The 14499-nt window shown below is 64.8% G+C and carries 14 protein-coding genes; all 14 read left to right on the forward strand.

Going from position 1 to position 14499, the window contains the following annotated elements:
• Positions 1-37: 37 nt before the first annotated feature.
• Positions 38-919, forward strand: coding sequence for a translation elongation factor Ts (gene tsf / locus EVC45_RS26160; RefSeq protein WP_013089704.1), 882 nt, complete (start codon positions 38-40; stop codon positions 917-919).
• Positions 920-1141: 222 nt separating this feature from the next.
• A complete protein-coding gene (gene pyrH / locus EVC45_RS26165) occupies positions 1142-1855 on the forward strand; it encodes a UMP kinase (RefSeq protein WP_013089703.1) in 714 nt (237 codons plus the stop codon).
• Between the two features lie 97 nt (positions 1856-1952).
• The gene (gene frr, locus EVC45_RS26170) at positions 1953-2513 is read left to right on the forward strand and encodes a ribosome recycling factor (protein ID WP_013089702.1); all 561 of its coding nucleotides are present in this window, start codon (positions 1953-1955) and stop codon (positions 2511-2513) included.
• A 62-nt stretch (positions 2514-2575) separates the two neighbouring features.
• On the forward strand, positions 2576-3358 hold the full coding sequence (gene uppS / locus EVC45_RS26175; RefSeq protein WP_129961124.1) for a polyprenyl diphosphate synthase: 783 nt from the start codon (positions 2576-2578) through the stop codon (positions 3356-3358).
• The gene (locus EVC45_RS26180) at positions 3352-4173 is read left to right on the forward strand and encodes a phosphatidate cytidylyltransferase (protein ID WP_129961125.1); all 822 of its coding nucleotides are present in this window, start codon (positions 3352-3354) and stop codon (positions 4171-4173) included. Before uppS ends, EVC45_RS26180 begins: the two co-directional genes overlap by 7 nt.
• 10 nt (positions 4174-4183) lie before the next feature.
• Positions 4184-5389, forward strand: coding sequence for a 1-deoxy-D-xylulose-5-phosphate reductoisomerase (locus EVC45_RS26185; protein ID WP_129961126.1), 1206 nt, complete (start codon positions 4184-4186; stop codon positions 5387-5389).
• Between the two features lie 7 nt (positions 5390-5396).
• On the forward strand, positions 5397-6791 hold the full coding sequence (gene rseP / locus EVC45_RS26190) for an RIP metalloprotease RseP (protein ID WP_129961127.1): 1395 nt from the start codon (positions 5397-5399) through the stop codon (positions 6789-6791).
• A gap of 67 nt (positions 6792-6858) precedes the next feature.
• The gene (gene bamA / locus EVC45_RS26195) at positions 6859-9171 is read left to right on the forward strand and encodes an outer membrane protein assembly factor BamA (protein WP_129961128.1); all 2313 of its coding nucleotides are present in this window, start codon (positions 6859-6861) and stop codon (positions 9169-9171) included.
• A gap of 73 nt (positions 9172-9244) precedes the next feature.
• Positions 9245-9766 (forward strand): OmpH family outer membrane protein, encoded by a 522-nt coding sequence (locus EVC45_RS26200; protein WP_026225318.1) that lies wholly within the window; start codon positions 9245-9247, stop codon positions 9764-9766.
• 123 nt (positions 9767-9889) lie between these two features.
• Positions 9890-11002: a UDP-3-O-(3-hydroxymyristoyl)glucosamine N-acyltransferase gene (gene lpxD, locus EVC45_RS26205; protein WP_129961129.1), complete on the forward strand. Its 1113-nt coding sequence runs from the start codon at positions 9890-9892 to the stop codon at positions 11000-11002.
• Positions 11003-11187: 185 nt separating this feature from the next.
• The gene (gene fabZ / locus EVC45_RS26210) at positions 11188-11652 is read left to right on the forward strand and encodes a 3-hydroxyacyl-ACP dehydratase FabZ (RefSeq protein WP_129961130.1); all 465 of its coding nucleotides are present in this window, start codon (positions 11188-11190) and stop codon (positions 11650-11652) included.
• Positions 11653-11749: 97 nt separating this feature from the next.
• Positions 11750-12538 (forward strand): acyl-ACP--UDP-N-acetylglucosamine O-acyltransferase, encoded by a 789-nt coding sequence (lpxA, locus tag EVC45_RS26215; protein ID WP_129961131.1) that lies wholly within the window; start codon positions 11750-11752, stop codon positions 12536-12538.
• 3 nt (positions 12539-12541) lie between these two features.
• Positions 12542-13711, forward strand: coding sequence for a lipid-A-disaccharide synthase (lpxB, locus tag EVC45_RS26220; protein WP_129961132.1), 1170 nt, complete (start codon positions 12542-12544; stop codon positions 13709-13711).
• Entirely contained in the window at positions 13708-14457 is a 750-nt protein-coding gene (gene rnhB / locus EVC45_RS26225; RefSeq protein ID WP_129961133.1) for a ribonuclease HII, read from the forward strand. Before lpxB ends, rnhB begins: the two co-directional genes overlap by 4 nt.
• Positions 14458-14499 lie beyond the last annotated feature (42 nt).

Genomic DNA, 14499 nt, shown 5'->3' on the forward strand with positions numbered 1-14499 from the left:
GGGCGGCGTGTGACAGACAGAACCCAAGGAGCAAATGATGGCGGCAATTACCGCAAGCATGGTTGCAGAACTGCGCGCGAAGACCGACGCGCCGATGATGGAATGCAAGAAGGCGCTGACGGAGGCCGACGGCGATCTGGCGCGCGCTGAAGAACTGCTGCGCGTGAAGCTCGGCAACAAGGCCAGCAAGGCGGCATCGCGCGTGACGGCTGAAGGCGTCGTCGCATCGTTCATCAACGGCAACGCTGGTTCGCTCGTCGAGCTGAACTGCGAAACCGACTTCGTCTCGAAGAACGACGACTTCCTCGCGTTCTCGAAAAAGATCGCCGAGCTCGTCGCCACGCAGAACCCGGCTGACGTCGCCGCGCTGTCGGCTCTACCGCTCGACGGCCAGACCGTCGACGCAGTGCGCCTCGCGCTGGTCGGCAAGATCGGTGAAAACCTGTCGATCCGCCGTTTCGTGCGCTTCGACACCGCGAACAAGCTGGCGGCGTACCTGCACGGCACGCGCATCGGCGTGCTGGTCGAGTACACCGGCGCGGACGAGCAGGTCGGCAAGGACGTGGCAATGCACATCGCCGCGATGAAGCCGGTTTCGCTGTCGTCGGACGACGTGCCGGCAGATCTGATCGCCAAGGAGCGCAGCATCGCTGAACAGAAGGCTGCCGAATCGGGCAAGCCGGCTGAAATCGTCGCGAAGATGGTCGACGGCAGCGTGCAGAAGTATCTGAAGGAAGTGTCGCTGCTGAACCAGACGTTCGTTAAGAACGACAAGCAGACGATCGAGCAGATGCTGAAGGCGGCCAGCTCGAGCGTGCAGAAGTTCGCACTGTTCGTGGTCGGCGAAGGCATCGAGAAGAAGCAGGACGACTTCGCTGCGGAAGTGGCCGCTCAGGTCGCTGCTGCAAAGCAACAATAAGCGTTACCTAAGCTTCACAGCCGTACCGTTTGGACCCGCGGCGAGGCAAGACCTCGCCGCGGTCGGCAGCACCGCAAGGCCGCGCACGGGTTGACCCTCGCCGCGCGGCCGCCGCTGGCGAACTCGAGGGTTCGCCAATTTGGCGGCGCTTGCCCGAATCAGCATTTCACCCCTACATTAGTCCCTTGTTGTTGCCCTGTTCTGCGCGATCTGGATACCCCTATGCCCACTGCCTATAAACGCGTCCTGCTCAAACTCTCCGGTGAAGCTCTGATGGGCGACGATGCCTTTGGCATCAATCGCGCGACCATCGAACGAATGGTGGCGGACGTGGCCGAAGTGGTCCGTCTCGGAACGCAGCTGGCCGTGGTGATCGGCGGCGGCAATATTTTCCGCGGCGTCGCGGGCGGCGCGGCGGGTATGGACCGTGCGACGGCCGACTACATGGGTATGCTCGCCACGATGATGAACGCGCTGGCGCTGCAGGACGCGATGCGCCACGCCGGCATCGAGGCGCGCGTGCAATCGGCTTTGCGCATGGACCAGGTCGTCGAGCCGTACATCCGGCCGCGCGCGATCCGCCAGCTCGAGGAAGGCAAGGTCGTGATCTTCGCGGCCGGCACCGGCAACCCGTTCTTCACGACTGATACCGCGGCTGCATTGCGCGGCTCGGAAATCGGCGCGGAAGTGGTGCTGAAGGCGACCAAGGTTGACGGCGTCTATTCGGCCGATCCGAAGAAGGACTCGAGCGCGACCCGTTACACCACGATCAGCTTCGACGAGGCAATCGGCCGCAATCTGCAGGTGATGGACGCGACGGCTTTTGCGCTGTGCCGCGACCAGAAGCTGCCGATCCGCGTGTTTTCGATCGTCAAACCCGGTGCGCTCAAGCGCATCGTGCTAGGTGAGGACGAGGGCACCCTCGTCCACGTGTAAACTTCGTTTACATTACGTGGGCTTTGACGCGAGCCCGGGCCGCCGCATCGCGGGTGCCGGGCGGCTCGCACCGTTTTGAAGGTTCGGAGGTTTAAAAATGTCTGTGGCTGATATCAGGAAGGGCGCTGAACAGAAGATGCAGCGCTCCATCGACGCGTTCAAGAACGACCTGTCGAAGATCCGCACGGGCCGTGCGCACACGGGCCTGCTCGATCATATCCAGTGCGACTATTACGGCTCGCCGGTGCCGATTTCGCAGGTCGCGAACCTGACGCTGATCGACGCGCGCACGATCGGCGTGCAGCCGTGGGAAAAGAAGATGGTCCAGGTCGTCGAAAAGGCGATCCGCGAGTCGGACCTCGGTCTGAACCCGGCCACGCACGGCGACGTGATCCGAGTGCCGATGCCCGCGCTGACCGAAGAGCGCCGCCGCGAGCTGACCAAGGTCGTGCGTAGCGAAGCCGAAACGGCCAAGGTGGCCGTGCGCAATCTGCGCCGCGACGCCAACGAGCAACTGAAGAAGCTCGTCAAGGACAAGGAAATCTCGGAAGACGACGAACGTCGAGCCGGCGACGACGTCCAGAAGCTGACGGACAAGTTCGTCGCTGAAATCGACAAGCTCGTCACGACGAAAGAAGCCGAGATCATGACGGTCTGACGCCGTTCGGCTCAGCACCTTCTGATTTCCACTTCTTTACTGGCATTACTGTCCCGACGGCCATGACCTATACCAGCTCAACCGTGCGCGTGCCTGAAGTCGCCGCGGTGCCGCGACATATCGCGATCATCATGGATGGCAACGGCCGTTGGGCCACCCAGCGGCGTCTGCCGCGCGTGGCGGGCCATACGCGCGGCGTCGACGCGGTGCGGGCGGCCGTCGAGGCGTGCGCGCGGCAGGGCGTCGAATATCTGACGCTGTTCGCGTTCAGCTCGGAGAACTGGCGCCGTCCGAACGAGGAGGTGTCGTTCCTGATGCGCCTGTTCGTCACCGCGCTCGAGCGCGAGATCGGCAAGCTGCACGCGAACGGTATCCGTTTGCGCGTGGTCGGCGATCTCGAGCGTTTCGACGACAAGATCCGCGACCTGATCAAGCGCGCGGAAACCAAGACCGCTCGCAATACCCGTCTTACGCTGACCATCGCCGCGAACTACGGCGGCCGCTGGGACATCATGCAGGCCACCCGCAAGCTCGTCGAGCAGGCGGCGGCGACCGGCAAGCCGGTCGAGGTCAGCGAGGACGCGTTCGCCGAGCATCTGTCGATGGCTTACGCGCCCGAACCCGACCTGTTCATCCGCACCGGCGGCGAGCGTCGCGTCAGCAACTTCCTGCTGTGGCAACTCGCCTACACCGAGTTCTATTTCACCGACACGTTCTGGCCGGATTTCGACGCCGACGCGCTCGGTCACGCCATCGCTTCGTACGCCGAGCGGGAACGCCGCTTCGGCCGCACCAGTGCTCAGCTCGAGCCGCAATCGCAGAACGTCGATTCGCTTCCATGCTAAAGACCCGTGTCATCACGGCGATCGTGCTACTGGCAGTGTTCCTGCCTGTCACGCTGTTCGCGCCTGTCGGCGCGTTCGGCGCGCTGATCGCTTTCGTCGTTGTGTTCGCCGCGTGGGAATGGGCGCGCCTGCTGAAGCTCGGCGGCGCGGGGCCGGTGCTGTACGCGCTCGTCGCGGCGCTCGGGCTCGTCGCCAGCACGCGCGTGGGGGTCGGCACCGAGCATGCGCGGCCATTCTTCCAGGCAGCGGCGATTTTCTGGGTGATCGCGGGCCCGTTCGTGCTGCTACGCAAGCCCGTGCTCGCGCAGGGCGCGTGGCGCGCCTTTCTTTTTGTTGCCGGGATCGTCGGTTTCATCGCGTGCTGGCATGCTCTCGTCGCCGCGCGCATGCAAGGCGTGCCGTTCGTGCTGTCGCTGCTGCTATTGGTATGGCTCGCCGATATCGGCGCATACTTCTCGGGGAAAGCATTTGGCAAGCACAAGCTGGCACCCGCCATCAGTCCGGGTAAAACCTGGGAGGGCGCGATCGGCGGCTGGCTGCTGGTCATGATCGTCGCGGCGGCGGCGGTCTTTTTGCACGCGTTCGAGCCGACCCTGTATTCTGCGCTGCTGGCGCAACTGGGCGCGCTGCGCACGGTGCTCGCGCTGACCCTGCTGGTGGTTTTCAGCGTGGTCGGTGATCTGTTCGAATCGATGATGAAACGCCAGGCCGGCGTCAAAGACTCGAGCGGCCTGTTGCCGGGGCACGGCGGCGTGCTCGATCGCATCGACGCGTTGCTGCCGGTGCTGCCGCTCGCCATGCTGCTGCTCGGCTAGAGAAAGAGATATGCAAAAACGTCTGACATTGCTCGGTTCCACGGGCTCGATTGGAGACAGTACGCTCGACGTGGTCGCGCGCCATCCCGAGCGTTTTTCGATTTATGCGCTGAGCGCGCATCGCAACGGCGACAAGCTCGTCGAGCAATGCCTGCGCTTTGCGCCCGAAGTCGCGGTGGTCGGCGACGCCGACACGGCCGCGAAGGTCGCCGCGAAGCTGCGCGACGCGGGTAGCAAGACCGAGGTCACGTACGGGCCGCAGGCGCTCGTCGACGTCGCGAAGAGCGAAGGTTGCGACACGGTGGTCGCGGCGATCGTCGGCGCGGCCGGTCTCGCGCCGAGCCTTGCCGCGGCGCGCTCCGGCAAGCGCATCCTGCTCGCGAACAAGGAAGCGCTGGTGATGTCCGGCGCGATCTTCATGGACGCGGTGCGCGACAACGGCGCGGTGCTGCTTCCGGTCGACAGCGAACACAACGCGATCTTCCAATGCCTGCCGCGCGAAGCATCGCTGCATGGCGGCGTCGCCAAGATCATCCTGACCGCCTCGGGCGGCCCGTTCCGCACACGCGAACCGGCCACGCTCGTCGACGTGACGCCTGACGAAGCCTGCAAGCATCCGAACTGGGTGATGGGCCGCAAGATCTCGGTCGACTCGGCCACGATGATGAACAAGGGCCTCGAGGTGATCGAGGCGCATTGGCTGTTCAACCTGCCCGGCGAGCGCATCGACGTGCTGATTCATCCGCAGAGCGTGATCCATTCGCTGGTGTCGTACGCGGACGGCTCGGTGCTCGCGCAGCTCGGCAACCCCGACATGCGCACGCCGATCGCGCACGCACTCGCGTTTCCGGATCGCGTCGACTCCGGCGTCGCACAGCTCGATCTCGCGGAGATTGCGTCGCTGTCGTTCGAAAAACCCGATTACGCGCGCTTCCCGTGCCTCGCGCTCGCCATGAAGGCGCTTGCCGAAGGCGGCGTCGCGAGCGCGGCGCTGAACGCGGCAAACGAGATCGCGGTGGAGGCGTTCCTCGCGCGGCGCATCGGCTTCATGGCGATCGCCCAGGTGGTCGACTCGGTGCTGAACGCGTTGCCGAACCGCAGCGCGCATGCGCTCGACGACGTCATCGAAGCGGACGCCGCCGCGCGTCGCGCCGCGACCGAATTCATCGCGCGTCTGCCCGACGGCGCCCGTCGTACGGAACGCGCCGTCCAGTGAGGCGCTTATGAATCTGCTGATCGAACTGCTCGCTTTCGCGGTTGCGATTGGCGTACTCGTGGTGGTCCACGAGTACGGGCACTACAGCGTCGCGCGTCTATGCGGCGTGAAGGTGCTGCGCTTTTCGATCGGCTTCGGCAAGCCGCTCGTTCAGTGGGTCAGTCCGAAGACGGGCACCGAGTGGACGATTGCCGCGCTGCCGCTCGGCGGCTACGTGAAAATGCTCGACGAGCGCGAGGCCGGCCCCGGCTCGATTCCCGACGCGGATCTGCCGCATGCGTTCAATCGCCAGTCGGTGTGGCGACGCTTCGCGATCGTCGCGGCCGGTCCGGTCGCGAATTTCCTGCTTGCGATCGTGCTGTTCGCGCTCGTCTTCGCGACGGGCGTCACAGAACCGGCGGCCGTCATCGCGACGCCCGCGCCGAACACGCCGGCCGCGCTGGCGGGTTTCGAGGGCGGCGAGACGATCGTCGGTGTGCGCACCGGCCATAGCGACGAGACCGAGCCGGTGCGATCGTGGTCGGATCTGCGCTGGAAGCTGCTCGGCGCCGCGTTCGATCAGCAGCGCATCGTGCTCAGTGCAAAAGACGCGCACGGCACCTCCGATTTTCCGATGGACCTGCGCGGCCTCGGCGAGAAAGACGTCGACGACGATCTGATGTCGCACCTAGGCTTCGAACCGGGTGGCGGCAAGCTGACGGTGGCGGGCGTGCAGGCGGGCAGCGCCGCGCAGAAGGCGGGCCTCGTCGCGGGCGACCGGCTGCGTGCGATCAACGGCGCGCCGACCGATAACGCCGCGGCCTTCATCGCCTACGTAAAATCGCACGCCGGCGTGCCGGTCACGCTGCGGGTAGAGCGCGGCGGCCAGGGCGGGCACGCGGCGGGCACGCTCGAAGAGATCACGATCGTGCCGCAACTGCAGCGCGATGCGGCGAGCGGGCAGCAGATCGGCCGCATCGGCGCGGAGCTGGCGACCCAGGTGCCGTCGATCGACGTGCGCTATGGGCCGGTCGAAAGCCTGCGCCTCGGCGCGCGCCGCACGTGGGACCTCGCGGTGTACTCGGTGCGGATGTTCGGACGCATGATCGTCGGCGAGGCATCGCTGAAGAACCTGTCCGGTCCGGTGACGATCGCCGACTACGCGGGAAAGAGCGCACGTCTGGGTCCTGCTGCGTTTCTGTCGTTCCTGGCCCTTGTCAGCATTAGCCTCGGCGTGCTGAACCTGCTACCAATTCCGGTATTGGACGGGGGGCATCTGTTATATTACTTGGTTGAAGCTGTGACCGGTAAAGTTGTCTCCGATCGCTGGCAACTCGTTTTTCAGAGGGCGGGCCTTGCCTGCATCGTCGCGTTGTCGGCGATTGCGCTGTTCAACGATCTGGCTCGTTTAATCCATTTTTAAAGTGTCCGGCGGCGTTCTCGAGGGCGGCCGCCAGGCCTGATGCAGCTATACACACTGGGGAAGCACGTTGTTCAAACCTCATCGCTTAGGTCCAAAGACGGTTATAGCCGCGGCGTTCGCCGCGCATGGGCTGGTTGCTCACGCAACGACGCCCTTCGTGGTGCAAGACATTCGCATTGAGGGATTGCAACGCGTCGAACCGGGTACCGTGTTCGCGTACCTGCCCATCAAGCAAGGCGATACCTTCTCCGACGACAAGGCGTCCGAAGCGATTCGCGCGCTGTACGCGACGGGCTTCTTCAACGACGTCAAGATCGCGACCGAAGGCAACGTGGTGATCGTGCAGGTGCAGGAACGTCCGGCCATTGGCACGATCGACTTCGCCGGCATCCACGAGTTCGAGAAAGACAACCTGATCAAGGCGCTGCGCGCGGTCGGGCTTTCGCAAGGCCGCTACTACGACAAGGCGCTCGTCGACAAGGCCGAGCAGGAACTGAAGCGTCAATATCTGACGCGCGGCTTCTACGCGGCCGAAGTCACTACCACGATCACGCCGATCGACCGCAACCGCGTCGGCATCCTGTTCTCGGTGGCCGAAGGTCCGAGCGCGAAGATCCGCCAGATCAACTTCATCGGCAACAACACGTTCAGCACCGGCACGCTGCGTGACGAAATGCAGCTGTCCACGCCGAACTGGTTCTCGTGGTACACGAAGAACGACCTGTACGCGAAAGACAAGCTCACCGGCGACCTCGAGAACGTCCGCTCGTACTACCTGAACCGCGGCTACCTCGAGTTCAGCATCGAATCGACCCAGGTGTCGATTTCGCCGGACAAGAAGGACATGTACCTGACGGTCACGCTGCATGAAGGCCAGCCGTACACGATTTCGAATATCCGCCTCGCCGGCAATCTGCTCGACCGTGAAGCGGAGCTCAAGAAGCTGATCAAGATCAAGCCGGGCGACCGCTTCTCGGCCGAAAAGCTGCAGGCCACCACGAAGGCGATCGTCGACAAGCTCGGCGAGTACGGTTACGCATTCGCGACCGTCAACGCGCAGCCGCAGATCGACCAGAACAACCACACGGTCGATCTGACGCTGCAGGTCGACCCGAGCCGCCGCGTGTACGTGCGCCGCATCAACGTGGTCGGCAACACGCGCACGCGCGACGAAGTGGTGCGCCGTGAAATGCGCCAGCTCGAAAGCTCGTGGTTCGATTCGAACCGCCTCGCGCTGTCGAAAGACCGTATCAACCGTCTCGGCTACTTCACCGACGTCGACGTGACCACCATTCCCGTGGAAGGCACGCCCGACCAGGTCGACATCGACGTGAAGGTCGCCGAAAAGCCGACCGGCGCGATCACGCTCGGCGCGGGCTTCTCGTCGACGGACAAGGTGGTGCTGTCGGCGGGTATCTCGCAGGACAACGTGTTCGGCTCCGGCACGAGCCTGTCGGTCAACGTGAACACCGCGAAGACGTACCGTACGCTGACGGTTACCCAGGTCGACCCGTACTTCACGGTGGACGGCATCAAGCGGATCACCGACGTCTACTACCGCACGTACCAGCCGCTGTACTACTCGACGGATTCGAGCTTCAAGATCGTCACGTTGGGCGGCGATCTGAAGTTCGGCATCCCGTTCTCCGAAGTCGATACCGTGTACTTCGGCGTCGGCTTCGAGCAGAACCAGCTCGACATCGACTCGAACACGCCGGCCTCGTACGTACAGTACGTACAGGACTTTGGTCGCGTATCGAACAACGTGCCGCTCACGGTGGGTTGGTCGCGCGACGCGCGTGACAGCGCACTGGTACCGAGCCGTGGCTACTTCGCGCAGGCGAACGCCGAGTACGGCACGCCGGTCGGCGGCACGCAGTACTACAAGGCCGACATCAACGCGCAGTACTATTACTCGTTCGCGCGCGGCTTTGTGCTGGGCTTCAACTTCCAGGGTGGCTACGGTAATGGCCTGGCTGGCAAGCCTTACCCGATTTTCAAGAACTACTTCGCCGGTGGTATCGGTTCGGTGCGTGGCTACGAGCCGAGCTCGCTGGGTCCGCGTGATGCGAAAACAGGTGACCCAATCGGCGGTTCGAAGCTGCTGGTCGGAAATATCGAGTTGACGTTCCCGCTGCCGGGCACTGGCTATGATCGGACCTTGCGCGTGTTCACGTTCCTGGACGCTGGTAACGTGTGGGCCGACGCCAGTGCGGGCGCTACGTCCATCGGCTCGAACGGCCTGCGTTACGGCTACGGTGTCGGTCTCGCGTGGATCTCGCCGATCGGCCCGCTCAAGTTGAGCCTTGGCTTCCCGCTCGTCAAGCACACTGGCGACCAGTATCAGAAGTTCCAGTTCCAGATCGGGACGGCGTTCTGATCGGGCGGTGGGCGCTCCCGGCGGCTGGCTGCGGCGGCGGGTGCGGCCAAACTACAGTATCGAGAGGATGACTTTGCTAACCGGTATGTTTTCGAAACGTGTAGCGTGCGCACTGGCGCTGGCAATGACCCTCGGGGTCGGGATGGCGCACGCGCAGGAGGCGAGGATCGCCGCGGTGAATTCCGACCGCATCCTGCGCGAATCGGCGGCGGCGAAAGCCGCGCAGCTGAAGCTCGAGGCCGAATTCGCAAAGCGCGACAAGGATCTTGCCGACATGGCGCAAAAGCTCAAGTCGATGTCCGATGCGCTCGACAAGAATGGCGCGACAATGTCGGCGACCGATCGCGCGCAGAAGCAGCGCGACCTGTCCCAGCTCGACTCGGATTTCCAGCGCAAGCAGCGTGAGTTCCGCGAAGACCTGAACCAGCGCCGCAACGAAGAGCTCGCGGCGGTGCTCGATCGCGCGAACAAGGTCATCAAGCAGATCGCCGAAACCCAGCACTACGATCTGATCGTGCAGGAAGCGGTGTACGTGAGCCCGCGCATCGATATCACCGACCAGGTGCTGAAGGCGCTGGCCGCGTCGGGCAACTAAGGGCGACTGCGGGCGACGCACGGTCGCCCCGCGCGCGTCGGCGCGCGCCCTCGCAATGATTTGAATGGGTCCAGAGTAAGCACTAAAGTGCCAACTCTGGTCGACATTGGAGACAGGAAAGGCATGGCATTTACGCTCGAGGACATCGTCCAGCGGTTCGGCGGTGAGGTAGTCGGTAACGGGTCGCAGCGCGTCAGCAGTCTCGCGCCGCTCGACCAGGCAGGCCCGGACCAGTTGGCGTTCCTCGCCAATCCGAAGTATCTGTCGCAGGTCGACACGACCCGCGCCGGCGCGGTGCTGATCAATGCCGGCGACCTCGCGAAGCTCGCCTCGCGCGAAGGTCGAAACTTCATCGTCACGCCAAATCCCTACGCTTACTTTGCGCGCATCGCGCAGACCTTCATCGACCTCGCCGCGCCGAAGGCGGTTCCCGGCGTGCATCCGAGTGCAACCATCGATCCTTCCGCGCAGGTCGCCGCGAGCGCGGTGATCGGTCCGCGTGTCAGCGTGGAAGCGGGCGCGGTGATCGGCGAGCATGCGCGGCTCGACGCCAACGTCGTGATCGGCCGCGGCACGCATGTCGGCGCGAACGCGCATCTGTATCCGAACGTGACCGTGTACCACGGCTGCAAGCTCGGCGAGCGCGTGATCGTGCACGCCGGCGCGGTGATCGGCTCTGACGGTTTCGGCTTCGCGCCCGACTTCGTCGGCGAGGGCGACGCGCGCACCGGCAGCTGGGTGAAAATTCCGCAGGTCGGCGGCGTGTCGATCGCGAACGACGTCGAAATCGGCGCGAACACCACGATCGACCGCGGCGCGATGGCCGACACGATCATCGAGGAGTGCGTGAAGATCGACAACCTCGTGCAGATCGGCCATAACTGCAAGGTCGGCGCGTACACGGTCATCGCGGGCTGCGCGGGTATCGCGGGCAGCACGACGATCGGCCGTCATTGCATGATCGGCGGCGCGGTCGGCATCGCCGGACACGTGACGCTCGCCGATCACGTGATCGTCACCGCGAAGTCGGGCGTGTCGAAGTCGCTGCTGAAGCCCGGCATGTACACGAGTGCGTTCCCGGCCGTGAACCACGCGGACTGGAACAAAAGCGCCGCGCTGCTGCGCAACATCGACAAGCTGCGCGATCGCATCAAGGCGCTGGAGAACGCCACCGCCGCCAAGACCGGCAATGCCTCTGACGGCGCCGCAGGTCAACCCGCAGGCAACAAGATCTAACAGTTATCACGGCGGCCCATCGGCACCGCGTAAAATAGCGGTCGAGCATCAGGAAGCAAAGCCGGTGGCCGTGACCGGGTGGCACGGCCACCGGTCGTGAGAGGCGCCGGTCGCGCGCGTTATCAACCCACCTGCACCAGCATCCGCAGTCATCATCGCGCAGTCAATGCGTGAGCAGAAACACCATGAGCACCGAAAAAATCAATCTCGACATTCATAAGATTCTCACGCTGCTGCCGCATCGTTATCCGATTCTGCTGGTCGACCGGGTGCTCGAACTCGAACCGCACAAGAGCATCAAAGCGTTGAAGAACGTGTCGATCAATGAGCCGTATTTCCAGGGACATTTCCCGACGCGGCCGGTGATGCCAGGCGTGCTGATCCTCGAAGCGCTCGCGCAGACCGCGGCGCTGCTGACGTTCTCGGAAGAGCCGAGCGATCCGTCGAACACGCTGTACCTGTTCGTCGGCATCGACAACGCGCGCTTCAAGCGCGTGGTGGAGCCGGGCGATCAGCTGATGCTGCACTGCACGTTCGAGCGTCACATGCGCGGCATCTGGAAATTCAAGGCACGCGCCGAAGTGGATGGCGTCGTCGCGGCGGAAGCCGATCTGATGTGCGCGGTTCGTCACACGGACAAAGACGCGTAAAGCCGGCGTCCGGGCAGGTCGCGGCGCGTCACGGCACGCGCGCAGCCCCGGCGTCAAGGCCATCCAGACAACGCAACAGAATCAGAAGCGAGGACGCATGAGCAGGATCCATCCCACCGCGATCATCGAAGCGGGCGCGCAGCTCGACGAATCCGTCGAAGTCGGCCCCTATGCGGTGATCGGCGCACACGTGACGATCGGTGCGCGCAGCACGGTCGGCTCGCACAGCGTGATCGAAGGCTATACCACGATCGGCGAAGACAACCGCATCGGCCATTACGCGTCGGTCGGCGGCCGTCCGCAGGACATGAAGTACCGGGACGAGCCGACGAAGCTCGTGATCGGCAACCGCAACACGATCCGCGAGTTCACGACGATCCACACCGGCACGGTGCAGGACGCGGGCGTCACCACGCTCGGCGACGACAACTGGATCATGGCCTACGTGCACATCGGTCACGACTGCCACGTCGGCAGCAACGTGATCCTGTCGAGCAACGCGCAGATGGCCGGTCACGTGACGATCGGCGACCACGCGATCATCGGTGGCATGTCGGGCGTGCATCAGTTCGTGCGCATCGGCGCGCATGCGATGCTCGGCGGCGCGTCGGCGCTCGTGCAGGACGTGCCGCCCTACGTCATCGCCGCGGGCAACAAGGCCGAGCCGCATGGCATCAACGTCGAAGGGCTGCGCCGCCGCGGCTTCTCGGCCGATGCGATCTCGGTGCTGCGTACTGCGTATCGCGTGCTGTACAAGAACGGCCTGTCGCTCGAAGAAGCGAAGGTGCAATTGAAGGAACTCGGTTCGGCCGGCGGCGACGGCGACGCGCCCGTGCAGACGCTGCTCGCGTTCGTCGAAGCGTCGCAGCGCGGCATCATCCGCTAACCGATGACGTTGCAACCCAGTCCGCTGCGCGTCGCGATGGTGGCCGGCGAGCCGTCCGGCGACCTGCTCGCCGCGTCGCTGCTCGACGGTCTCGCCGGCCGGTTGCCGGCCGCCACGCAGTACTACGGCATCGGTGGTCCGCGCATGATCTCTGCGGGCTTCGACGCCCACTGGCCGATGGAAAAGCTGACGGTGCGCGGCTATGTCGAAGCACTGCGGCACATCCCCGAAATTCTCGGTATCCGCAACGAGCTGAAGCGTCAGCTGCTCGCCGAGCCGCCGTCGGTGTTCGTCGGCGTCGACGCGCCCGATTTCAATTTCGGGCTCGAGCACGCGCTGCGCGACGCCGGCATTCCGACCGTGCACTTCGTGTGCCCGTCCATCTGGGCGTGGCGCGGCGGTCGCATCAAGAAGATCGCGAAGGCGGTCGACCACATGCTGTGCGTGTTCCCGTTCGAAACCGCGCTGCTCGAAAAGGCGGGTGTCGCGGCGTCGTACGTCGGGCATCCGCTGGCCGACCAGATCCCGCTCGAACCCGACACCCTCGGCGCGCGCCGCGCGCTCGGCCTCACGGAAACCGGGCCGGTGATCGCGGTGCTGCCGGGCAGTCGGCGCTCCGAGATCGATCTGATCGCCCCGACCTTCTTCGCGGCGATGGAGATGATGCAGCATCAGGAGCCCAGCGTGCGCTTCGTGATGCCAGCGGCGACGCCCGCGTTGCGCGCGCTGCTGCAGCCGCTCGTCGACTCGCATCCAGGCCTCGCGCTGACCATCACCGAAGGCCAGTCGCAACTCGCGATGACCGCCGCCGACGCGATTCTCGTGAAGAGCGGCACCGTCACGCTCGAAGCCGCGCTGCTGAAAAAGCCGATGGTGATTTCATACAAGGTGCCCTGGCTGACCGGCCAGATCATGCGCCGCCAGGGCTATCTGCCGTACGTCGGCCTGCCGAACATCCTGGCCGGACGCTTCGTGGTGCCGGAGATCCTGCAGCACTTCGCGACGCCGCAGGCGCTCGCCGAGGCGACGCTGAAACAGTTGCGCGACGAGGCGAACCGGCGCACGCTGAAGGAAATCTTCACGGAGATGCATCACGTGCTGAAGCAGAACACCGCACAGCGCGCCGCCGAAGTCGTGGCGAGCGTCGTCGAGCAGCGGGCGGGGCGGCCATGACCGCCGCGCGCGCGCCTCGCCGCAAGACCGCGGCCGCGGTTCGGGTGGTGGCGCAAGCCGGCCTGAACTTCGAGAGCGCCGAAGACATCGTCTGTGGCGTCGACGAAGCAGGGCGCGGACCGCTGGCCGGTCCGGTCGTCGCGGCGGCGGTGATCTTCGATCCTGCCAAACCGATGATCCGCGGCCTCGACGATTCGAAGGTGCTCACCGCACTCAAGCGCGAAGCGCTGTACGACAAGATCGTCGAGCGCGCGCTCGCCTACTGCATCGCATCGGCGACGGTCGAAGAAATCGATTCGCTGAACATCCTGCACGCCACCATGCTGGCGATGAAGCGCGCGGTCGAGGGTTTGTCGGTCGTGCCGACGCTCGTGAAAGTCGACGGCAACCGTTGCCCGACGCTCAGCGTCCGTAGCGAGGCGGTGATCGGCGGCGACGCGCTCGTGAAGAGCATTTCGGCGGCGTCGATTCTCGCGAAGGTTACGCGCGACCGCATGCTGGTCGAACTGCACCAGGCCTATCCGATGTACGGCTTCGACGCGCACGCGGGTTACGGCACGCCGCAGCATCTTGCGGCGCTGCGCGAGCATGGGCCGTGCGAGCATCATCGGCGCTCGTTCGCGCCGGTGCGCGAAGCGCATCTGCGATTCGGCACAGGTGTGCCGGTGCCGGCGGCGGACGCCGTCATCGTAGCCGACGCGCTGCTCTTCGACGGCGATGCGTTCGGCGAAACCGGCCTCGCGTGACCGACCTCATCAGCATGGCTCGAGCGCGGTGCGCGCTTGAGT

The organism is Paraburkholderia sp. UYCP14C, from assembly GCF_004197395.1.
GTDB lineage: Bacteria > Pseudomonadota > Gammaproteobacteria > Burkholderiales > Burkholderiaceae > Paraburkholderia.